The organism is Cupriavidus sp. PB-02, from assembly GCF_058252315.1.
Map to the genome: position 1 here is coordinate 612,755 of NZ_CM177694.1, position 22,093 is coordinate 634,847.

General features: G+C 66.1%; 22 protein-coding genes. 4 read left to right on the forward strand and 18 right to left on the reverse strand.

Features of this window, described 5'->3' with window-relative positions; translation table 11 throughout:
* Positions 1-78: 78 nt before the first annotated feature.
* Complete coding sequence (locus AC10V3_RS02960) at positions 79-891, forward strand: MmyB family transcriptional regulator (RefSeq protein WP_349605590.1); 813 nt, start codon at positions 79-81, stop codon at positions 889-891.
* Positions 892-909: 18 nt separating this feature from the next.
* On the opposite strand, the gene AC10V3_RS02965 is transcribed toward AC10V3_RS02960, so the two are convergent.
* From AC10V3_RS02965 to AC10V3_RS02995, 7 genes are all read right to left on the reverse strand, one after another.
* Positions 910-1,668 carry a 3-hydroxyacyl-CoA dehydrogenase gene (locus AC10V3_RS02965; protein WP_022533688.1) on the reverse strand — a complete coding sequence of 253 codons (759 nt, stop codon included), beginning with the start codon at positions 1,666-1,668 and terminating at the stop codon, positions 910-912.
* 168 nt (positions 1,669-1,836) lie between these two features.
* Complete coding sequence (adk, locus tag AC10V3_RS02970; RefSeq protein WP_349605591.1) at positions 1,837-2,502, reverse strand: adenylate kinase; 666 nt, start codon at positions 2,500-2,502, stop codon at positions 1,837-1,839.
* 385 nt (positions 2,503-2,887) lie between these two features.
* Positions 2,888-3,697, reverse strand: coding sequence for a 3-deoxy-manno-octulosonate cytidylyltransferase (gene kdsB, locus AC10V3_RS02975; protein WP_349605592.1), 810 nt, complete (start codon positions 3,695-3,697; stop codon positions 2,888-2,890).
* An 11-nt stretch (positions 3,698-3,708) separates the two neighbouring features.
* On the reverse strand, positions 3,709-3,918 hold the full coding sequence (locus tag AC10V3_RS02980) for a Trm112 family protein (protein ID WP_022533691.1): 210 nt from the start codon (positions 3,916-3,918) through the stop codon (positions 3,709-3,711).
* Positions 3,899-5,002, reverse strand: a complete 1,104-nt coding sequence (lpxK, locus tag AC10V3_RS02985; protein WP_022533692.1) for a tetraacyldisaccharide 4'-kinase — start codon at positions 5,000-5,002, stop codon at positions 3,899-3,901. Before lpxK ends, AC10V3_RS02980 begins: the two co-directional genes overlap by 20 nt.
* Before the next feature lie 149 nt (positions 5,003-5,151).
* The gene (locus AC10V3_RS02990) at positions 5,152-5,583 is read right to left on the reverse strand and encodes an ExbD/TolR family protein (protein WP_349605593.1); all 432 of its coding nucleotides are present in this window, start codon (positions 5,581-5,583) and stop codon (positions 5,152-5,154) included.
* Positions 5,584-5,601: 18 nt separating this feature from the next.
* Positions 5,602-6,222, reverse strand: a complete 621-nt coding sequence (locus tag AC10V3_RS02995) for a MotA/TolQ/ExbB proton channel family protein (protein WP_041681241.1) — start codon at positions 6,220-6,222, stop codon at positions 5,602-5,604.
* Positions 6,223-7,308: 1,086 nt separating this feature from the next.
* Between AC10V3_RS02995 and xseA the strand changes: the two genes are divergently transcribed.
* The gene (xseA, locus tag AC10V3_RS03000) at positions 7,309-8,694 is read left to right on the forward strand and encodes an exodeoxyribonuclease VII large subunit (protein WP_454751587.1); all 1,386 of its coding nucleotides are present in this window, start codon (positions 7,309-7,311) and stop codon (positions 8,692-8,694) included.
* A 189-nt stretch (positions 8,695-8,883) separates the two neighbouring features.
* Positions 8,884-9,465, forward strand: a complete 582-nt coding sequence (gene sodB, locus AC10V3_RS03005; RefSeq protein ID WP_013955690.1) for a superoxide dismutase [Fe] — start codon at positions 8,884-8,886, stop codon at positions 9,463-9,465.
* Between the two features lie 73 nt (positions 9,466-9,538).
* Here sodB and AC10V3_RS03010 read toward each other — a convergent pair whose 3' ends face one another.
* From AC10V3_RS03010 to AC10V3_RS03035, 6 genes are all read right to left on the reverse strand, one after another.
* On the reverse strand, positions 9,539-10,795 hold the full coding sequence (locus AC10V3_RS03010) for an adenylate/guanylate cyclase domain-containing protein (protein ID WP_349605595.1): 1,257 nt from the start codon (positions 10,793-10,795) through the stop codon (positions 9,539-9,541).
* A gap of 135 nt (positions 10,796-10,930) precedes the next feature.
* The gene (locus tag AC10V3_RS03015) at positions 10,931-12,562 is read right to left on the reverse strand and encodes a phytoene desaturase family protein (protein WP_349605596.1); all 1,632 of its coding nucleotides are present in this window, start codon (positions 12,560-12,562) and stop codon (positions 10,931-10,933) included.
* Positions 12,563-12,647: 85 nt separating this feature from the next.
* The gene (locus AC10V3_RS03020) at positions 12,648-13,172 is read right to left on the reverse strand and encodes a flavin reductase family protein (protein ID WP_022533698.1); all 525 of its coding nucleotides are present in this window, start codon (positions 13,170-13,172) and stop codon (positions 12,648-12,650) included.
* Between the two features lie 75 nt (positions 13,173-13,247).
* On the reverse strand, positions 13,248-14,537 hold the full coding sequence (locus AC10V3_RS03025; RefSeq protein WP_349605597.1) for a styrene monooxygenase/indole monooxygenase family protein: 1,290 nt from the start codon (positions 14,535-14,537) through the stop codon (positions 13,248-13,250).
* Positions 14,538-14,623: 86 nt separating this feature from the next.
* Entirely contained in the window at positions 14,624-15,412 is a 789-nt protein-coding gene (locus tag AC10V3_RS03030) for an SDR family oxidoreductase (RefSeq protein WP_349605598.1), read from the reverse strand.
* Between the two features lie 242 nt (positions 15,413-15,654).
* Positions 15,655-16,728 carry an AraC family transcriptional regulator gene (locus AC10V3_RS03035; protein ID WP_349605599.1) on the reverse strand — a complete coding sequence of 358 codons (1,074 nt, stop codon included), beginning with the start codon at positions 16,726-16,728 and terminating at the stop codon, positions 15,655-15,657.
* Between the two features lie 204 nt (positions 16,729-16,932).
* On the opposite strand from AC10V3_RS03035, the gene AC10V3_RS03040 reads away from it, so the two are divergent.
* Positions 16,933-17,391 (forward strand): MarR family winged helix-turn-helix transcriptional regulator, encoded by a 459-nt coding sequence (locus AC10V3_RS03040; protein WP_022533702.1) that lies wholly within the window; start codon positions 16,933-16,935, stop codon positions 17,389-17,391.
* A 27-nt stretch (positions 17,392-17,418) separates the two neighbouring features.
* On the opposite strand, the gene AC10V3_RS03045 is transcribed toward AC10V3_RS03040, so the two are convergent.
* The 5 genes from AC10V3_RS03045 to AC10V3_RS03065 form a co-directional block, all read right to left on the reverse strand.
* The gene (locus AC10V3_RS03045) at positions 17,419-18,042 is read right to left on the reverse strand and encodes a flavin reductase family protein (protein ID WP_022533703.1); all 624 of its coding nucleotides are present in this window, start codon (positions 18,040-18,042) and stop codon (positions 17,419-17,421) included.
* Positions 18,043-18,095: 53 nt separating this feature from the next.
* A complete protein-coding gene (locus AC10V3_RS03050; protein ID WP_022533704.1) occupies positions 18,096-18,866 on the reverse strand; it encodes a maleate cis-trans isomerase family protein in 771 nt (256 codons plus the stop codon).
* Positions 18,867-19,901: a carbon-nitrogen hydrolase family protein gene (locus AC10V3_RS03055; RefSeq protein WP_349605600.1), complete on the reverse strand. Its 1,035-nt coding sequence runs from the start codon at positions 19,899-19,901 to the stop codon at positions 18,867-18,869.
* Between the two features lie 52 nt (positions 19,902-19,953).
* Positions 19,954-20,865: a fumarylacetoacetate hydrolase family protein gene (locus AC10V3_RS03060; RefSeq protein WP_022533706.1), complete on the reverse strand. Its 912-nt coding sequence runs from the start codon at positions 20,863-20,865 to the stop codon at positions 19,954-19,956.
* Between the two features lie 94 nt (positions 20,866-20,959).
* Positions 20,960-22,087 (reverse strand): cupin domain-containing protein, encoded by a 1,128-nt coding sequence (locus tag AC10V3_RS03065; protein WP_022533707.1) that lies wholly within the window; start codon positions 22,085-22,087, stop codon positions 20,960-20,962.
* Positions 22,088-22,093 lie beyond the last annotated feature (6 nt).

Here is a 22,093-nt window from a genome sequence, read left to right on the forward strand (position 1 = left end):
GGTTCGGCCTACTGTAGGCGGGCTGTTTTCCCGGTACAAGTCAGCGATTTATCCTGGTATAACCGCCACCAGCCTGCCATGCCTCTGTCTGCCGATCTCTCCGATTCCTTGCCCGCATCGCCATCTTCGCGCGAAGCCGTGCTCGGCGCCTTCCTGCGCGCGCACCGCGAACGGCTGGTGCCGGCCGACGTCGGCCTCGCACCCGGACGCCGCCGCCGCACGCCAGGGCTGCGCCGCGAGGAGGTGGCGCAGCTGGCGGGCTTGAGCACGACCTGGGTGACCTGGCTGGAGCAGGGCCGGCCGGTCTCGCTGTCGGCCCGCGCGCTGGCCAGCCTGGCCGCGGCGCTGCGCCTGTCGCGGGCCGAGCGCGCCTACCTGTTCGAACTGGCCGGCAGGCGCGATCCACAGCAGGCCGCCGACGAGACCGTGCCGCCCACGGTCCTGGCCAGCGTGCACGCGGTGGCGGGGCCATCCTACCTGCTCGACCGCCAATGGACCGCGCTGGCCTGGAACGACGCCGCCGCGCGCCTGTTCACCGGCTGGCTCGACGCCGCCGGCAACGAGCGCAACCTGCTGCGCGCCATGTTCCTGTCGCCGGCGCTGCAGGTGCTGGTGGAAGACTGGCCCCACCGCGCCGCGCGCCTGGTGGCCGAATTCCGCGCGCACAGCATCCGTCACGCCGACGAGGCGCCGACGCGCGCATTGATCGATGGACTGATGGAAGAGAGCGCGGCCTTCCGCGATGCCTGGCTGTCGCAGGACGTGGAAGACCGCGAGGGCGGCCGTCGCGGCTTTCGCCATCCGGTGCTGGGCGCGCTGCAGTTCGAGCAGTTGACGCTGGTGCCGGCGGCGGCGCCGGGCCTGATGCTGGTGATGCTGCTGCCCGGCTGAGCGGGCAGCGCCTGGCAATTACTTGGGCTGCATCCGGATCGCGCCGTCCAGGCGAATCACTTCGCCGTTGAGCATGGTGTTCTCGATGATCGAGCGGGCCAGCTTGGCATACTCCGCCGGGCGGCCAAGGCGCGGCGGGAACGGCACCATATTGCCGAGCGCGTCCTGCACCTCCTGCGGCATGCCCAGCAGCATCGGCGTCTCGAAGATGCCCGGTGCAATCGTCATGCAGCGCACGCCGTCGCGCGACAGGTCGCGCGCGATCGCCAGCGTCATCGCCACCACGCCGCCCTTGGACGCGGCATAGGCCGCCTGCCCGATCTGGCCGTCGAAGGCCGCCACCGACGCGGTATTGATGATCACGCCGCGCTCGCCCTCGCCGTCGGGCGTGTTCTGCACCATCGCCGCGGCCGCCAGCCGGATCATGTTGAAGGTGCCGATCAGGTTGATGCGGATGGTCTTGTCGAAGGCATCGAGCGGATGCGGGCCGTTCTTGCCGACGGTCTTGTTGGCCGTGGCGATGCCGGCGCAGTTGACGATGCCCGACAGCCGGCCCAGCGCCTGGGCAGCCGCAACCACGGCCTGGCCATCGGCCTCCGAGGTGACATCGCAGCGCATGAACTGTCCGCCCAGTTCGGCGGCCAGCGCCTGGCCGACCGACTCGTTCAGGTCGGCGATCACGACCTTGCCGCCGGCTTCGGCCAGCATGCGCGCGGTGCCCGCGCCGAGCCCGGAGGCGCCGCCGGTGACGATGAATACGTTGCCCTGGATCTGCATTGCTTGTCTCCTCGGTGTCAGGTGGTTTTTGTTGCCGTTTACGTAAACGTCAATTCGATCGACCGTATTTTACGGAGTGACAGCGGATGTGCAAGGGGAACGGGTAAGGGGATCAAAAACAAAAAGCGGCCCGAAGGCCGCTTTCCACGTCGCGAGAAGGCGAGATGATTACTTCAACGCCTCAAATACCCGCGCGGTAATCTCATCCACATTGCCCAGCCCGGCGATCTTCCGATACTTCGGCGGCGAAACCTTTGCCGACGGGTCACCCTTGGCCGCCCAGTCCGAGTAGTAATCGACCAGCGGCCGGGTTTGTTGCGAGTACACGTCCAGGCGCTTCTTGACGGTCTCTTCCTTGTCGTCGTCGCGCTGGATCAGCGGCTCGCCGGTCTCGTCGTCCACGCCTTCCGCCTTGGGCGGGTTGTACTTGACGTGGTAGGTACGGCCCGACGCCACGTGCACGCGACGACCGCTCATGCGCTCGATGATGGCGTCGAACGGCACATCGATCTCCAGCACGTAATCGATCGCCACGCCCGCTTCCTTCATCGCCTCGGCTTGGGGAATCGTGCGCGGGAAGCCGTCGAACAGGTAGCCGTTCTTGCAGTCGTCTTCCTTAAGCCGGTCTTTCACCAGGCCGATAATGATGTCATCCGACACCAGTCCGCCCGCGTCCATGACCTTCTTGGCCTCCACGCCCAGGGGCGTGCCGGCCTTCACCGCGGCGCGCAGCATGTCGCCGGTGGAGATTTGCGGAATGCCGAACTTCTCGCAGATGAACTTGGCTTGCGTGCCTTTGCCGGCGCCAGGCGCGCCCAACAGGATCAAACGCATTTACGGGTCCTCAGAGTTTTGAATCTGGTGTGGCGGGAGATCTAGAAGGAGGGTAACGCCGTAACTTGACGCAAGACTTACTGCTGTCCTGATGCGTTCTGACTGCGTTCAACGCGGGCATTGCTCACGCATGCCTCACGCATACGGCCGGCGGCGGCTGCCAGGGGGATGGCGGCGCGGCGCACCGGACGGGCTCTATCTTTATCTCCCCACCGAGCCTTGGCCAGGCGGCGCGTTGCTTCGCGCCTGCCGGGCGGCTCTGTATCGGCAAGCATTATGCCATGAGGCGGCGCGAAATCGGCCCGAAATCCGCCCCCCTGTTCAGGTTGCAGCAGTATGAACCTGAGCGGGCAGGCGTCTTTCGGGTGTCGCATGGGCCTGGCCGTCAGGGCCCTTCCTGCGCCATCGACTGTGCCCACAACACGCGCACGCGCTCCAGGTCGGCCTGGGTGTCGACACCCGGCGCGGGCGCCGCATTGGTTTCGAGCACGGCAATGCGCTCGCCATGCCACATGGCGCGCAGCTGCTCCAGCGCCTCGACCTGCTCCAGCGGCGCCGCCGCCAGCGTCGGGAAGCGGCGCAGGAAGCCCGCGCGGTAGGCGTACAGCCCGATATGGCGCAGCACCGGCATGGCCGGCAGCGGCACCTGTGCCATCGAGGCGGGCACGGCCGGCACGCCCGACCAGGCATCGCGCGCCCACGGGATCGGCGCGCGCGAGAAATACAGCGCGCGGCCGGCGGCGTCGCACACCACCTTGACCACGTTGGGATTGAAGACCTCGGCGATCTCGTGCAGCGGGTGCGCAGCGGTGGCGATGGCGCAGTCGGCGTGGTGCGCCAGGTGCAGCGCCACCTCGTCGATCAGCGCCGGCTCGATCAGGGGCTCGTCGCCCTGCACGTTGACGACGATGACGTCGTCTGCCAGGCCCAGCTGCGCGGCCACTTCGGCCAGGCGGTCGGTGCCGGAAGGGTGGTCGGCGCGCGTCAGCACGGCTTCGACGCCGTGCGCGGCACAGGCCTGCGCGACCGCCGGCGCGTCGGTCGCGACCACGGTGCGCTGCGCCGACGACGCATGCGCGCGCTCGGCCACGCGCACGATCATCGGACGCCCGCCGATATCGGCCAGCGGCTTGTCAGGCAGCCTGGTCGAAGCCAGCCGCGCGGGAATGACGACGGTAAACGCCGGGACAGTCATGGCGCCCCCGCTCAGTTGCCGGCAGGGGCGTCGGGCTCGGGATTGACCACGCGGCCGGGGACTGACTGGCGTGCCTCGTCGGCCAGCATCACGGGGATGCCGTCGCGGATCGGGTATGCCAGCTTGTCGGCGTGGCAGATCAGTTCCTGCGCGGCGCGGTCGTATTCCAGCTTGCCCTTGCACAGCGGGCAGACCAGGATTTCAAGCAGCCGGTTGTCCATCTCGGTGTTCCTCGTTGCGTCCGGCGGCGCCGGGCGTGGCGGCCGCAGCGGCCGGCGCGGGTTTGACTTGCGCCAGCACGGCGCTGCGGATTTTGTCGATCAGGCCCGCGTCGATCACGGGCCTGGTGGGCACGACCCAGATGCGCGGGTCGTCGAAGCGCTCGCATTTTACGGCATCCTTCTCGGTGATCAGGATCACGTCGGCATCGAGCGCGTCGGGGTGGTCGGCGAACGGGTCGACGACAAAGTCATAGTGGTCGGGCAGCGGCAGCGTCTTCGGCGACAGCCCCGCGGCGCGCAGGCTGGCGAAGAAGCGTTCGGGATTGCCGATACCTGCCGCGGCCAGCACGCGGCGGCCGGCAAAGGCGCTGACCGGGCGCGCCATGGTCGGGTCGTTCAGCTGCCAGGCGTCGTCCAGTTCCAGCCGCATGCCATAGACACCGGGGCGGTCCGGCGTGGCGCGGAAGTTGGGGTCGTTGATCAGCGTGGCGTCGCGCGGGCGCGTCAGCGGTTCGCGCAGCGGGCCCGCCGGCAGCATCAGGCCATTGCCGCCCATGCGCGAGTCGAACATCACGATTTCAAAGTCGCGCTGCAGCTTGTAGTGCTGCAGCCCGTCGTCGAGCAGCAGCACGTTGACGCCGGGGTGTGAGACCAGCATGGTCTGCGCGCACAGCGCGCGGTCGGGGAAGACCCACACCGGCACGTCGGCGGCGCGCGCGATCAGCAGCGGCTCGTCGCCCACGTCGCTGGCCTGCGAGGTCGGCTTGACGCGGCGCGGGTGCCTGAGCTCGACGCCGTAGCCGCGCGATACCACGCCCGGCCGCAGCCCGGCTTCGGTCAGCGCCTGCGCCAGCGCGATCACCGCCGGCGTCTTGCCGGTGCCACCCACGGTCACGTTGCCGACCACCACCACCGGCATCGGCATCCGCGTCGACTTGAACCAGCCGCGCTGGTAGCCATGGCGGCGCACACGCGCCACCAGCCCGAACAACAGCGAAAACGGCAGCATCACCCACGCGAACCAGCCGCGGCGCTGCCACTGGGCGGTGACGAAGTCGGCAAGGGCGTGGCGGGGAACGGGCATGGATGCGGCGGGCGGTGAGTCGTGGTTGGGATGGGATTGTAGTGCGCTGGGGATCTCGCCCCCGGGCTCGCGGAGGCTCAACCATTATGGGCACTGCGCAGCGCATGCGGCAAGCCAGCCTGCCGCGTGCGCTCCAACGCGGACGCCGCTCAGCGCGGCTGGGCGCTCTGCGTGGCGAAGGTCAGGCGCGACAGCCCGGCCAGCCGCGCGGCCTCCATCACGTTGACCACGGCCTGGTGCGAGGCCTGCGCATCGGCGTTGACGATCACCACCGGCGGCTGGCCGCTGCCGGCGTCGCCGGAGGCCGCACGCAGCTGGTCCGCCAGGCTGGTGACGTCCTTCTGCTCCAGCACGTGCTTGTTGACCGAGTACACGCCGCGCGCCGACACCGACACCACGATCTCCCGCGGCCGCTGCTGGGCGCGCTCGGCGTCGGCGGTGGGCAGCTGGATCTGCAGCTCGGTATAGCGCGAGTACGTGGTCGTGATCATCAGGAAGATCAGGATCACGAGCAGCACGTCGATCAGCGGGATCAGGTTGATCTCAGGCTCTTCGCGCCGCTGGCGGGAACGGAAATGCATGGCGATGGCGTTCCGGGATCAGGCGCGCCGCTGCGGCAGGATCGCGTCCAGGAACGCGGTGGCGCGGAATTCCAGCTCGGCCACGTAGTCGTCCACGCGGCGGCGGAAGTAGCGCCAGAAGATCAGCGCCGGGATCGCCACGATCAGGCCGAAGGCGGTGTTGTACAGCGCCACCGAGATGCCGTGCGCCAGCTGTTCCGGGCTGGCGCCGGTGCCGCCCTGGCTGCCGAAGATCTCGATCATGCCAATCACCGTGCCCAGCAGCCCCATCAGCGGCGCCACCGAGGCAATCGTGCCGAGCGCGTTCAGGTAGCGCTCCAGTTCATGCGCGACCGCGCGGCCGGCTTCCTCGACCACGTCCTTGGCGGCATCGCGCGAGGTATGCGGCTGCAGCACCACGTGGCGCAGGCCGGCGGCCAGCACGCGGCCCAGCGGCGAGTTCTGCTCCAGCGTATTGACCACTTCCGGCGTGGCGCGGCGTTGCTGCGCGGCGGCCAGGGCCTCTTCATAGAGGCGGGCGGGCAGCACCTTGCTGCGCTTGAGGGTAAGGAAACGTTCGACGATCAGCGCCAGCGCGATGACCGAGGCGAGCAACAGCGGCCAGATCGGCCAGCCAGCCGCTTGAATGATGGAAAACAATTGGACCCCCGGGATCGACAAGCAATAACAAAACCCCAACCACCTGGTCGGCATGCCTTGATGCGCAGCTGGCACGCTAGCGCGGCGCGCGCTCCGGCATTGCTCTGAAAAATCAGGCGCCACTCTAACCTGCGCCCTGTCGCGCGGCAAGCGACGGCGTGCGCCGGTGTCTCGGGCGCGCATCGCCGCGCGGGGTTGCGGCGCCGTCTTTCCACAGCGCGGCGGGACAGTGTTGTGGATCGATTGTGGACAGCTGCCTGACAAGCGTGCTAACCCCTTGATCCGAAAGGCCTATGCGAGGAGTGCTTAAATCTTGTGCAAACACCTGCCATGGGCACGGCGGCGTATTGCGCACTCCCGCCGTATCCGCTTTCCCCACCCGCGAAGGCCTGGTCTGTGCGTCGGCGCACAGTCGCGCTGCGGGTGTCCACACAGGAGCGGGACAGTACTGTGGAGGGCTTGTGGAAAGCTATCTGAGAAAGTGCCTAAGTCGTTGATTTCAAAGACGCGAGTGACCGCTGCTTAAAAAACAGGCAGAAGGGCGTGGCGGAGTGGCGCGGGCCCGGCCTGAGGCCTGGCTTGGGTAAACACGGGTTTTTCCACAATCCGCAGGGAGAGCGTTGTGGATGCCCTGTGGACAATGTCGGGAGAAGCGAGATAACCCATTGATTTGTATGGCCAGATGACCTATTGCCTACAAAATATGCAGGTATGGCGGGCGTCTCTTTGGGGGCATGAGACAAAGCTGAGGACATGCTCTACGCGCAGAGAGCGCCGCTTTGCGAGTGATGCCGAAACGTCTAACGGCTTTTTCCGGCCGAAAAGTGAGGTATACGAGCCTTTTTATCCAGAGTTTCTGTGGATAACTTTGTGAACAAGCGCATCCGGGGTTCTGTAAGTGATTGATGCATAAGAGAATCAGTTACATTGCCTAATTTTTATTGCGAACACAATCCACATAAAAATCAAAGAGTTGCACGGGCCTATGCGGCTTCCGGGGCAGGCTGCGCGCATCAGCGCAACCCCCTTGACAGACCAGTTATGCTGTGGACATGTCCCATTCACGCCGCTTGCCAGCGCCGCACCATGCCCGATCTGTCGAACTTTTCGCGTGACTCTTCCTCCACCGCGTTGCGCAGCGGCCGGGACGTTATCGCTGTTGGTGAGCTAAACCACACAATCGCCAAGTTGCTCGAACGCAGCTTCCCGCTCGCGTGGGTGCGCGGCGAGATCTCCAACTTCACGCGCGCGGCCAGCGGGCACTGGTATTTCTCGCTGAAGGATGCGCGCGCACAGATCCGCTGCGTGATGTTCCGCGGCCGTAACCAGCATGTCGACTTCCAGCCACGCGAGGGCGAGGCGGTGGAGGTGCGCGCCGTGGTCACCATGTACGAGGCGCGTGGCGAACTGCAGCTGGGCGTGGAGGCGATGCGCCGCGCCGGCCTGGGCAACCTGTACGAGGCCTTCCTGCGGCTCAAGGAAAAGCTGGCGCAGGCGGGGCTGTTCGCGCCCGAGCGCAAGCGCCCGGTGCCGGCGCATCCGTGCACCATCGGCGTGGTCACGTCGCTGCAGGCCGCCGCGCTGCGCGACGTGCTGACTACGCTGCGCCGGCGCGCGCCACACGTGCCGGTGGTGGTCTACCCGGTGCCGGTACAGGGTGCGGGCGCGGCGCAGAAGATCGCCGACATGATCGACGCCGCCGATGCGCGGCGCGAGTGCGACGTGCTGATCCTGTGCCGCGGCGGGGGCAGCATCGAAGACCTGTGGTCGTTCAATGAAGAGGTGGTGGCGCACGCGATCGCGCGCTGCGCGCTGCCCGTCATTTCCGGCGTGGGCCACGAAACCGACTTCACCATTGCCGACTTCGTTGCCGACGTGCGCGCGCCCACGCCCACCGGCGCGGCCGAACTGGTCAGCCCCGACCGCGCCCACCTGCTGGCGCAGGCCAACCGCGCCCGCGACGCCCTGGCGCAATGCATGCGGCGCGGCCTGGACCTGCGCGCCCAGCACCTGGACTGGCTCGCGCGCCGGCTGCGCAGCCCGCAGGCGCAGCTGCAGGAGCGGCGCGCGCGCGTGGACAATCTGGCCCGACACTTGCGGTCGGCATTGCGCGACACCGTGGTGTCGCAGCGCCATCGCCAACAACTGCTGGCGATGCGCTGGAACGCATGCCGTCCCGACACCGCCGCCGAACACGCCCATGTGGCACGGCTGTGGCAGCGCCTGCAGAACGCCGCCGTGCGCCAGCAGGAGCGTGCCGGCCAGCGCCTGGCGCGCGCCGCCGGCGCGCTCGAACTGCTGGCGCCGCAGCGCACGCTCGAACGCGGCTACGCGGTGCTGCTCGACCAGCGCGGGCGCGCACTGCGCTCGCCCACCGAGATCCGCCCGGGCAGCGTGGTCGAAGCCCACCTGGCCGAGGGCGTGGCCGACCTGGCGATCGCCGGCGTGCAGGCCAAGCTGGCGGATTTCTGAAGCGTTGCGACGGTGCCGCGGCCGCGCCAGGAATCGCTTGCGAGACCTGCGGGAAATCCCCCGGAAACCCCCGCCCGGACAAACTAACATCGGACTTGGGGGCATTGCCCCGCGGTTTGCGCGGGTGTGGCAAGTCCCCTACAATCGGCAATTCCGGACCCCACAACCCCAACCCACAGAGACAGAACAATGGAACACAAGCTCCCCCCGCTCCCGTACGCGCATGATGCCCTGGCTCCGCACATCTCCAAGGAGACGCTGGAGTTCCATCATGACAAGCACCACCAGACCTACGTCACCAACCTGAACAACCTGATCAAGGGCACCGAGTTCGAGAACTCGACCCTCGAGGAAATCGTCAAGAAGTCGTCGGGCGGCATCTTCAACAACGCTGCCCAGGTGTGGAACCACACCTTCTACTGGGACTCGATGAAGCCGAACGGCGGCGGCCAGCCGACCGGCGCGCTGGCTGACGCCATCAACGCCAAGTGGGGCTCGTTCGACAAGTTCAAGGAAGAGTTCACCAAGACCGCCGTGGGCACCTTCGGTTCGGGCTGGGCCTGGCTGGTCAAGAAGACCGACGGTTCGCTGGACCTGGTCTCGACCTCCAACGCCGCCACCCCGCTGACCACCGACGCCAAGGCGCTGCTGACCTGCGACGTGTGGGAACACGCCTACTACATCGACTACCGCAATGCCCGTCCGAAATACGTCGAAGCATTCTGGAACGTCGTGAACTGGGACTTCGCCGGCAAGAATTTCGCTGGCTGACCGACGGTTCAGCGCGAATCGACAGCAAGGAAGCCCTCCAGCGCGAGGGCTTTCTTTCTTTTCGCCTTACTCCTTACCTGGCCATCGCGCCAGCCTGGCAGGCGGGGTTGCGGCCCGTCAGGAACCACGTATGCAGCGTGCCGATTCCTTTCGCCTCGATTGCGCCGCGCTCTTCGAACAGGAACGACTTGCCCAGCAGCTGCCTGGTCGCGTCGGTGACCTGCACCCGTCCGGCCACGCCGTGGGATTCCATCCGGCTGGCGATGTTGACCGCCGCACCCCACAAGTCGTAGATGAACTTGCGCTTGCCGATGACTCCGGCGACCACTGGCCCGCTATTGATGCCAATGCGCATCTGCAGGTTAAAGCCGGTGCGCTGGTTGAAGTGCATGAACGCTTCTGTCATGTCCAGTGCCATCTGCGCTGCCCGCACCGCGTGATCAGGCGCCGGCTCCGGCAGCCCCGCGGCTGCCATGTAGGCGTCGCCGATGGTCTTGATCTTCTCGAGGCCGCGATGGTCGGCAATGGTGTCGAACTCGGTGAAGATCTCATTGAGGACGGCAACCAGCTGCTCGGGGCTCATGCCCGCTGAAAACCGCGTGAAGGCCACGATGTCCGCGAACAGGACCGTCACGTCCGGAAAGCTGTCGGCGATGAGTTCCGGATCGCCGCTGGCGATCAGGTCAGGACGCGCTTTGAGCCGTTCAGCGATCGAGCAGGGCAGCAGATTGAGCAGCAGCCGCTCCGACAATTCCTGCTCGGCCAGAAGCCTGTCATAGAGGCTCCGGAGCTCGTCGTGCTGGCGGCGGATCAATTCCCAGCTTGCCTGCAGTTCCTCGTTCTTCCGCGCCAGCGCGGCCTCGGCGCGCTTCTTCTCGGTGATATTGCGGCCTTCCGGGAGCAGGAATACAACGTTCCCGTTCGCATCCCGGATCGGCAGCAGCGAGAAGTCGACAATGATCGTCTCCTCGCCCTCGGCCTGGACGTAGTTTTCGAAGTCGCAACGGACAAATTCGCCCTGGCTGGCGCGCTGGATCATTTCTCGCAGCAACGCCTGGGTCTCGGGCGAGACAACCCACCAGCGGGCCTCCCAGAACGGCTTCCCCCGAATGTCGTCCATCCGTATGCCAATCGCCTCGAGCGCGGCACGGTTGATCTCGAGCATCGTTCCGTGCACATCCAGCAGTCCCACGAACTGGTACATCGCGTCCAGCATGATGCGCGCGAGCTTGTCCCGCTGGGCCTGGAAATCGTCGCTCGCAGAAAGCGTGACATCTCGCACCCGGAGTTCCAGGGGGGCGGGGAACACCCGGCGGTGAATGGTAGCCATGCTTCACCTCCCGCGCCTCGGGCACCGCGACGAGCGTGGGCCCATTTTCGTCAGAAGACCGTGACTACCTTGAACCATAGTTTGTGGCCGCCAAACCGGTTCTTTTAATGCGCTGCAACCGTGCGAGGCCGTGGCTCACTCATGGTTGTCTCCCGTCAGGTGATTTTTCCTTGAGATGGATGTCGCCCGCTTCCTGGCGAGCGCATTGGCGACGTGGTATCCGGACGTGCCGCCGAGACCCGGCCCCGGATGGGTAGACGCGCCGATATGGTGGAGATGCCTGACCGGGGTCGCGTGATCCTTGACGCCCGGGACCGGCCGCCAGAACATGAACTGATCGATGCTGCATTCGCCGGAATAGGGATCGCCGCCGACGAGATTGATGTTCATCGCTTCGAGGTCTGCCGGCGACAGGACAGTCCGCCCGACGATGCTCGCCTTCAGGTTGGGAACCTGGCGCGCAATGCGGTCGATGATGCGGTCGGCGTAGCGTTCCCTGAGTTCCGGCGTCCAGCGACCGTCCGCGGGCACCGCAATCTCTCCCAGGGCATCGCCCTTGACCTGCCGCGGGCACTCGGGGACCTGGATCCAGAGCACCCAGCCACCGGCCGGGCTGCGGGATGGATCGACCGCGCACGGCTGGGCAACGCAGATCGTGCCTTCGGCCGGAAGCAGCCCTCGCTCTGCTTCGCTGACAGCCCTGGAGACGCCGTCCAGGCCCGAGCTAAGGTGCAGGTAGATGACATCCCTGAGATGGTCCTGGGGCCAGTCCGGTGGGGCGGACAGCGCCAGGTGGATCTGCATATTGCCCTTGCCATAGCGGTACTCCGCAGCCTGCTGGCGCAGGCCCGGCGGGACGTGCGCGGGGGCGAGCAGCTTGCCGTAGAGCTGGCCGGGCGTGACGTTGCAGACGATCTCCTTGCCCATGAATACGCGATCGTCCCGCGTCCGCACGCCACGCGCCGAGCCGCCTTCGACCAGGATGTCCTCGACGTCGGCATTGACATGGAAAGCGCCGCCCCGGCTCTCGACGATCCGGCGGAATGCATCGACGGTGCGGGCGTTGCCGCCCTGGACGATCGGCAGCCCCACCGCCTCCAGCGTGAACGCGACCACTTTCCCCATCAGGGCCGACATCGCGCTCTCAGGGCCCAGGCCGGTATGCAAGACCCAGGGTGCCAGCAGCGCCCGGACCAGGTCGGACCTGACCCGGGTCTCCAGCCAGCTCCGGCAACTCATCAGGGCAGGGGAGAAGAAGGCAACCGTGTCGTGCACGCCCTGCTTCCACAGACGGCCGGCCACGGTCTTTGCGACGCCGGCACTCCACAGTTTGTTGCCGAGGAGCGAGAACACCAGGCCGGCATTCTGCTCGACCTCCTGCATCGCGGCCAGATACGCATCGCCGTCGCCGTTTGCCAGGGCATTGAAGGCGCTGACATTGCGGTCGCGGGAGGTACTCAGGATCAGCGAACGGTTGTCGGGCAACAAGACGCCGGTGGGCGTGTCGTTGTTGCCATAGCTGAGTCCTGCGTGATGGAGATCGTCCTTCAGTTCGGCGTAGCCGGGCGAGGTGACAAACAACGGGTGCGCCGTCGACAACGTATCGTGCAGATAGCCGGGGGCGTTCAAGGCCTCGGTGCGAATGCATCCGCCCAGGGTGCTGTTCCGTTCCAGCACGCAGACGCGCTTGCCGCGCCTGGCGAGGACGGCGGCACAGACGAGCGAATTGATACCACTGCCGACAATGACGGCGTCATACGTATTCATGGAATATCCCGGGGGCAAGGATGAGAGGGGGGCCAGACGCTGGCATGCATATGCCATCGGCGTCTGGCCGCCGGCAGTAGCGGAATCAGGTCGCGGCAGCGTATTCGCCGCGGATCAGGTCGGCGAGATCGCTCAGGTCATTCGCGGCCCGGGCATAGCCGCCTTTGTAGAAGAGCAGGGCTTCGCGGTCCGACGTGTCGTAATGCTGGACCTCGCCAATGAAGATGACGTGGTCGCCGCCGTCGTACTGGTGCGTGTTCCGGCATTGGAACACCGCCGCGCATCCTGGCAGGACGGGAGAGCCGTCGATGCCGTCCGTGCACGGGACACCAGCGAACTTGCCGTCCGCGCCGCGTGCAAAGCGGTTGGAGACGTGCTCCTGGTCGGCTGCCAGGACGTGAATCACGAAACTGCCGGCCGTCTGGAATGCCTCGAGGCTGTAGGACTTCTTGGCGAGGCTCCACAGCACCAGGCGAGGCTCCAGCGATACCGAGCTGAAACTATTGACGGTCACGCCCCACGGCTCTCCGTCGAGGGTGCGGGTGGTGACGATGGTTACGCCCGTGGCAAAACGGCCGAGGGCATTCCGAAAATCGCGAACGTCGGTCATGGTTGTCTCCTGTGGCCTGCTTCACCAGCGATGAGGCGAGCAGGCGGCTTGTTTTCGTGTGGCTGTGGTGCTGTCTCAGGCAGCCCGGGACTGCGACTCTTGCGCGATCCAGGCCTCGGTGGCTTCCTCGTTGAACCAGTAGCTGCCGTAGTCGCGTGGATCGTTGAAGCCGTTGGCGATGCGCTGGGCGATGCGCGGTGCGTGCTGCGCAGTGGCCAGGAGCTTGACGATGTGGTCGGGCGGCGGGAACAGCAGGGAGTTGGTCCAGCGGATGACCGGCTCGGCGTAGCCTTCGTAAAGGCCGTCGAAGGTCTTCTGCATCCATGCCTTGTCGAAGGGCTGGTCGCCATGGCGCAGGATGGCTTCGAAATAGTGAAGGGCGCCCTTGGTAGCGTTGTTCGAGCCCTGGCCCGTGATCGGATCGTTGACCATGACGGCGTCGCCGAGACCCATCACCAGCCGGCCGGAGGGCAGCGTAAGGCTGGGATTGCGCACGGTCGGCGTGACGCGCCCGCTCAGGATCCCGTTGGCATCAGTGAGCTGTACGCCGGCGCAGCGCTCGCTTTCCCAGGGAAGGTAGTCGCGCAGAATGCCCAGGCAGACCTCCAGATGCTGGTCGGCGGACCTGACGTCGGCCCAGCGGTCCATCGGGCCGCCCGGAATGGCTTCGAAGACCATGATGTCGCAGGCCTGTGTTTCGCTGCTGCCCTTGGTGGTCAGGGCCGGAAACACGAAGTACTCGCCGACGCCGGGAATCAGGTTGAAATTGACGCACTCAAAGGGGCCGCTGCGCTGCATGCCGGTCACGTAGGCCAGTGCCAGCTGGCGCTGCGGTTGGCGCACGGGAGAGCGCGCATCGTTGCGGGTCAGCAGGTTGACGATCTCCCCCTTCCCGCCTGCCAGCAGGACCAGGTCATGGCTTTCGGCCAACGTTTCAAGCTCGGCGATCTCGACGTTCTCGATCCGCAAGGTGCCGCCGCGACGTTCGAACTCCGCCATCCAGCCGGGCATCTTGACGCGCTGGTCCACCGACTGCGCATAGGCATTCAGGCGGGCGCGCCAATGGATGGCCATCTCGCCTTTGCCATCTGGCGTAGGGATGGTGAGGCCGATGCCGTCCACCGTGGGGCAAAGCGCTTCCCATTGATTCATGCTCCAGTTGCGCTCGATCTGCAGGGACTGGTCGAAGATGCACTGCGAGGACATGACCTTGCCGCTCCAGACTTCCTCCGCCGTGCGGTTGGTCACCAGCGTGACCTCGTAGCCTTGATCCAGCAAGGCGCATCCGAGCAACAGGCCGGCCTGGCCTGCGCCAACAATGGCAATCTTGCGCGGCGTGATCCTGGCAATGGGATGGGTTGTCATGCGTCTCTCCAGTGGGGGGTCTTGTGCGTGTTTGGCGCAGGGCTGGCGCCAACCTGGTTGCCTGCGCGAGGGTTTGGCGGACAGCGTTATGCCGTGAGCCGGTGGATGGCTGCCTGCCGGCCCTCCGGGCCCAGGGCGCCATAGCCGCCGTCGCAGGCGTAGTCGGTACCGGTGACGAAGGCCGACGCATCGGACAGGAGAAAGAGCACCACTTGCGCAACTTCCTCAGGCTTGCCGAGACGTCCGAGCGGGTGGAAGTCGGCGGCAACGCTGTCGGCCTTTGCCTTGTCGCCGCCGCTGAGCGCGCTGATGACCGACGACCACGTCCATCCTGGCGAGACCGAGTTCACACGGATGTTGTCGGGGGCAAGGTCAAGCGCGGCGCCGCGGGTGAACTGCTGCATCGCCGCCTTGGTAATCGGGTACAGCCAGCGCCCCGACTGCGCCACGCCCGCGGAGATCGAGGCAAAGTTGACGACCGCTCCGCCGCCGCGCTTTTTCATCTCCGGCACGCATGCCTTCAGCATCATCGCCGCGCCGACGACATTGACGTTGTAGGACTCAAGCCATTGCTCGCGTGTGGAATCGGCGCCGTTGTCCACATAGGTGCAGGCGCAGTTGACGAGCAGGTCGATGCCGCGGAAGGCATCGACCGTGTCGCCGATACAGGCAGCGATGTCGGCATCGCTGGTCACGTCCACGGCGATATAGCGGCAGCGCCCCGGATGGCGCTCAGCCACATTGCGGCCGCCTTGCTGGTCGATGTCGACGACAACGACGTTGGCGCCTGCCGAGACCAGGGCCGAGACCACCGCCTCGCCAATCATCGTCGCGCCGCCGGTCACGATCGCTGTCTTGCCTTCGATTCCTTGCATGTCCGTCTCCACTTGTTGTGTTGGCTCGCACGTAGCCATGTGCAACGTAGTTTGGTGTAGCGGTGATGACGCTGCTATCCACAATCCGCCGTCCGATATCCAGATAACGAGCCGTTGCTGGCGGGCCGGGAAAAGGGGGGCGGTGGCGTCAGGAGAGAGCGGGGCGGTAGCCTTGCCGGCTGGCTGGGCGTGAAGGTATCGATTCATCCGCGAGCGCGGGGCTGAATTTGATGTATCAACGACTACGAGGAAGGGGAATGCCGCTCTGTTGCCGCCCGGCGCAGGGTCGCCGACGGAGACACGCCGAAGCGCTTCTTGTAGTAAGCCGCAAACCGGCCGAGATGCGTAAAGCCAAAGCGATATGCAATATCCGTGATGGAGGCCTGCTCAGCTCCGGCGGCGGCAATCAACGCCTGTCGCACGCAGTCCAGCCTGACGTCCCGCAGGTATGCGACCGGCGTCGTATTGAGATGGCGGCGAAAGCCTTCCTCCAGCGCCCGGATGCTCACACAGGCGACTTGCGCAAGGTCGGCGACGGTCAGCGGTGTGTCGGCATTGGCGCGGACATAATCGATCACCCGCTGCATATGACGCGGCCTGGCGGGTTCGGCGCTGCGCGCCAGGAGATAGGTGTAGGAGTGCGGCTGAAGCAGCAGCAGCGTCCGCAACAGGTAGTCCTCCATCGACGCCACCGCGGCCGGGAACTGGAGCCAGTGGGTGCCGTGCTGGTCGATATTCCTGGCAAGGTCGAGCACGGCCTGGCTCCATGGACTTGAAAGCCCTGCGTGCTGGGGCAGCGCCGGATCGAATGAAAGAGGACCGCCGGGATCGCGCCCGGTCAGCAAGGCGAAGCGGTGCTCGATCGCTTCCTTCTGGATCCACAGCAAGACTTGCGCACAATCCTCGTGCCAGTGCATCCGGGTCGGAGTATTGGGACTCAGCAGGCTGGCCGTGCGGACGTCAGAGAGTATCTGCTGCGGTCCACACTGGATTTCCGCATGCCCCGCTACCGGGATCTGGGCGAGATAGAAGTGCCCCAGGCAGCCAGGGTCGATTTCTACGTGGGCGCCATAGGCAAGGAAGTTGATGGCAGTCTCATGCAGCCGCACCAGGTTGTGCTGGACGTGCAACTGCTGCAGCGCGCCGACCACGCGCAGTTCATGCGGGCAAAAGACCGCAGCGATCTTGCCCTGGGCCTCCTCTACATCCTCGGAGCGGAAAGAGGGGTAGTTCGCCAGCATGGCTTGCGGCGAGCAGTTGTCATCACTCGCCGGGGAAGACGGTAGCTCGGCGGGTGACTGGGGGGCGGTCTGCATCGTCTCGCTCCTGGAGGATTGCAGCGTGTCTGGCTCGCCTGCGCAGCGAGAGAAGCCTGCGCAATCAGTTGCTTTATACTTAAAGTTCCTGCGGGCAGCAAGAAGGGCGCCACCCTGCCGGGCTGCCTTGCCGTGGACGAACGCTCCCGCCGTGGTATGTTCTGCCCGCGCGGCCGACGAGGCCGCTTCCCGCCACCGGACCGCATGAACCAGCCCATCGACACCGCCGACGACGATTTCGTCGACAACTACACCCCGGCCCTGCTGGCCCAGGCCAGTCAGCTGATTTCGGGGGAATTCCACGTGATCGTGCAGGCCAACGGTTTCACCATTTCGGACTGGCGCGTCCTGTCCACGCTGTCCGGCGGCAAGCCAATCAGCATCGGGGAACTGGCGCAAATCTCGGTGACCAAGCAGCCCACCGTGACGCGCCTCCTCGACCGCATGGAGGCGCAGGGCTACGTCAAGCGCATCCCCCACGAGACCGACCGGCGCATCACGCTGGTACGCATCACGCCGCGCGGGCAGAAGCTGACCTCCAGCCTGATCGCACAGGCCCGGGCTCATGAAGACCACGTGCTGGCGCCGCTCGGCAAGAAAAAGGCCGACGAACTGCGCACCACGCTGAAGCTGCTGATCGACCTGCACCGCCCGGCCAACTGAGACCAGAACTGAGCCCGGCTTCGCGCCTCAGGCCGGCCGGCGCATCTGGAACAGCGTCGATTTGCTGACCTCGTAGTAGTCGGCCGGGCCGCCACCGCGCAGGATGGGACGTGCGGCGGCGGTGTCATAGACCCCGTCCGGCAGGAAGGCGCGGTCGATATGCACGCCGACTACCTCGCCCAGCACCATCCATGTCTGGAGCATGGCGCCGTCGGCCTGGTTCAGTTGCATGACCCTGGTCGCGCGGCACTCGAACGATACCGGGCTCTCCTGCACGCGGGGCGCCGACACCAGGCGCGACGGCGTTGGCGTCAGGCCCGCCAGGCCGAATTCGTCGACCTCGGGTGCCACGCCGGCGCTGGTCATGTTCATGCGCTCGGCCAGCGGGCGCGTCACCAGGTTCCAGACAAAGTCGCCGGTGTCCTCGACGTTGCGCACGGTGTCCTTGTAGCCGACGCTGGAGAACGCCACCACCGGCGGCGTGTAGTTGAAGACGTTGAAGAATGCGTAGGGAGCCAGGTTGGCGCGCCCGGCCTTGTCAACCGTCGAAATCCAGCCGATCGGGCGCGGACCGACAATGGCGGCCAGCGGATCGTGCCGCAGCCCGTGGCCACGCGTGGGCTCGTAGAAGTGAATGTCGTCCATGTGCATATGCGCGACGTCGTCCCCGCACGGGCAGGGACGACGGAAGCGTTGGATGGCGCTCAGTACTTGCCGCTCAGCAGCTCGCCGCAACCGGCGACCTCGGTGCGCAGGTTCAGCTTGCGCAGCATCTGCCAGGTGGTGGCCACGGCGGCCGAGACGGTCGGAATGCCCGACTCGTCCTGCACCTTCTGGATCGACGGCAGCGACTGCATCTGCACGCAGGCCGACAGCACGATGGCGTCGACACCGGTGGTGTCGATGCGCTTGTAGATCTCCAGCAGGTTGGCCGGGTCCTGCGCGGCGACCTGCAGGTTGTCGGGGATCTCCAGCGCGGCGTAGTCCTTGACCTCGATGCCTTCGCTCTCGATGTACTCGACCACCATCTTCGTCAGCGGCTTCATATACGGGCACACCACCGAGACGCGCTTCGCGCCCATGGCGTGCAGGCCGTCCACCAGCGCGCCGGCGCTGGTCACCACCGGCGCGGGGTTGCCGTTGTCGACGGTGCGCTGCGTCAGGCGCGCCTCGGAGACGCGGTGATAGCCCTTGCCCATGCTCATGATGGCCACCAGGCAGGCATAGCCCAGCACATCCACGCGCGCGTCGGACAGTTCTATGGCGCAGCGGTCGCTATCGCGGTCCATGGCTTCCAGCTCTTCCTTCACCACCTTCTTCATGCGCATGCGGCTGGAGTGGAAGGTGAAGCGCTCGGCGAAGTCCTTCTCGCGCTCGCGGAACATGGCGGGGATTTCCGTCTCCATGGTGGTATTGGAAGACGGCACGATCTGCCCGATGCGCAGCGGCTTCTGGGGCGTCAGCAGGAAAGACATTTACTTGCTCTCGGAAAGGTCGAATGCGTTGAGTTCCGCTTCCTCGGCAGCGAGGTCGAAGGCCTGGCTGGCGCCGTCCAGGAACTGGGCGGGCTGCAGCGGCCGGCGGTCGACGCGCAGGTCGAAGATGTCGAAGCGGTTGTAGTGGCCGGTGATGTCGTGCATCTGGCGCGGCTGGATGCAGCGCGACAGGTCGATGTCGGCGTAGACGATGCCTTCCGCGTCGATCAGCGGCTCGCCGATGACGCGGCCGTCCGGCCCCAGGAAGCCGGAGAAGGCGCTGTTGCGGCGCGACAGCAGTTCGCGTGCCTTGGGATTCAGCGGGCTCATGGCCTCGATGATTTCCTCCGACACCGTCGAGCATGAGACCGCGGTGAACACCTTGCCCTCGAAGCAGTGAGCGGCGGCGCGCACCTTGATGGCCTCGGCCATGTCGTAGTCGGCCGGGGCCACCGGCAGCGCGATGTAGCTGGCCACGTGCATCAGCTCCCCCTGCGACAGCAGCGAAAAGCGCGCCAGCGTGTTGGTGTTCTCGCCGCAGGCCAGCGAGCCGAGCGGGCCGACGCTGGTCTGGTGCACGCGCAGCGCCGAGGCGTCGCCGTTGGCCCAGGTCAGCTTCTCGGCCCAGGTCGGCACCAGCTTGCGGTGGCGGCCCAGGATGCGGCCTTCGTGGCTGATGGTCACCAGCGTATTGAAGAGGGTGCCGACGCCGGTGCGGCTGCGTTCGTTGACGCCGACGATCACGTTGATGTGGTTGGCCTGCGCCGCCTGCGCGATCTTGCGGATCTCGGGGCCGGGGATCTCGATGGAAGCCTTGACCAGCCGCTCGAACCAGGGGCTGGCGTCGACCGGGTTGGTCAGCCAGCTCCAGTAGGGGTAGCCGGCCACGAATACCTCGGGGAAGGCGACCAGGCTGGCGCCGTTGTCGGCGGCTTCCCTGATCAGCCGGCAGACCTTGTCGACCGTGGCATCGGCATCGAGGAAGACGGGGGCGGCCTGTACGGCCGCGGCCTTGAACTTGGGCAGGTTGAGCATGTGTGTGCCTCGCTTGCAGCGGTCATCCCCGCTTGCGCGGGGACGACGGGGTTTAGACGGCCACCACCGGGTGGCGCAGCTCGCCGATGCCTTCCACCGTGGCCACCACGGTGTCGCCCGGCCACAGCCACTCCTGCGGGGTGCGGCCCGCGCCCACGCCGTCCGGCGTGCCGGTGGCGATGACGTCGCCGGGTTCCAGTGCCATGCCCTTGCTGATGTCGGCGATCAGTGCGGGCACCTTGAACAGCATGTGGCGGGTGTTGGAGCTCTGCTTGGTCACGCCGTTGACGGTCAGCGACAGGTCCAGCGTGTGCGGGTCGGGGATTTCATCGGCGGTGACGATGACCGGGCCGAACGGGGCATAGGTGTCCTGGCCCTTGGAATAGATCCACTGGCCGGCGCGGCGGCAGTCGCGCGCCGAGATGTCGATCATCACGCTGTAGCCGAACACGTAGTTGAGTGCGTCGGCTTCCTTCACGCCCTTGCCGCGCGTGCCGATGATGACGGCCAGCTCGACTTCCCAGTCCATCTGCTGGGTGATTTCCTTGTTGTGCTCGATGGCGTCGCCCGGGCCGATCACGGTGGTGGGGGGCTTGGAGAAAATCACCGGCTCCTTCGGCAGCTCCTTCGAGGTGTCCAGGCTGCGGCTGGATTCGGCGACGTGCTCGACGTAGTTCAGGCCGATGCCCCAGATGTTCTTGCGCGGACGCGGGATCGGCGCCAGCAGCTTCACGTTGGAAGCCGGCACGGCCACGCCGAACGGGAGCTTGCCGCGACATTCGTTCAGCAGCGCGCTGGTCGAGCGGACTGCCTCGGGGCCCAGGTCGATGAATTCGAGCATGGTGGAGGGAATGTCCACGCCGACGGCGGCGCCGAAGCGGGCGAGGTCAACGACATTGCCGTCGACGATGGCGCCCAGGCGGGCGGCGGCAGCGACTTCAGCGCGATAGGTTACGAGACGCATGGTTTGATGACTCCGTAAATGCCGCGTGCTTGCGGCTGCATAAGTTGGACGGTTTTCTCCCCTCTCCCATTGCATGGGAGAGGGGAGAAAACCGTCAGGAAATAATCGCCTGATGCCCGCCGTTCTCTGCCAGCGCCTGCTCGCGATACAGGCCAAGCGAATGCATCACCGGCAGGTCGTTGAAGCAGAACAGCACGGCGTCATCGCTGGCCGACGCGTTCGCGTGCTCATGGAAGGCCCACGACGGCACGCAGAAGATGTCGCGCTCGGTCCAGTCGAAGCGCTGGCCGTTGATGACCGAGTAGCCACTGCCCTTGGCGACCTGGTAGATAAAGCTGCCGGTGTGGCGGTGGGCCTTGGTGGCTTCGCCCGGACGCAGCAGCTGCATGCTGGCGCCGATGGTCGGCATCACCGGGCCGCCGGTGACCGGATTGACGTAGTGCATCAGCACGCCGTCGTAAGGGCTGCCATCGGTGACCTTGCTGTGGCGCACCAGCGCCTCGTAGGTCGGCGCCCATTCGTACTTGTAGAGCGGCGAATACGGCTTGGTCCAGTTGCCTTCATGCGGGCGCAGGCCCTTGCCGCCCCAGATCGCCGGCATGTCATCGACCGGGTGTGTCACGGCCTGCTGCAGGTCCGGGTGCACGGCATAGAAGCCGGCTTCCATGGCGTTGACCAGCGGAATATCCAGGCCGTCCTGCCAGATACAGGTGGTGCCTTCGGCCGCCACGCCATGCTCGTGCCAGGTGCCGTTGGGCGTGAGCACGAAGTCGTTGGCGTTCAGCGTCATCTTGTGGCCGTCGACGATGGTGTAGGCGCCGCTGCCTTCCATGATGAAGCGCAGCGCCGACGACGAGTGCGCATGCGCAGACGCGGCTTCGCCGGGATGCATCACCTGCAGGCCCGAGTAGAGCCAGCCCACCGCTGCCGAAACGTCCTGGCGGCCCGGGTTGTTCAGGTAGATCACGCGACGGCCGGCCTTCTCCGGCGTTACCAGGTCGACCGAACGCAGCACGTGATCCCGAAGGTCGCGGTAGCGCCATAGCACCGGCACCGATTCGGACTTCGGTTGCCACGGTTCGATCTTGTTAGCCACCGTCCAGAGCGCGCCGGTCTTGAGCGCATCGAGCTCCTTGTAGTAGGCGACCAGCTCGGGCGTGTCTTCCACGTCGGCGCGGCCGGCTACGTTCTCGCGGTAGGTGTCATACGAGGTATTCGACATCGTCTT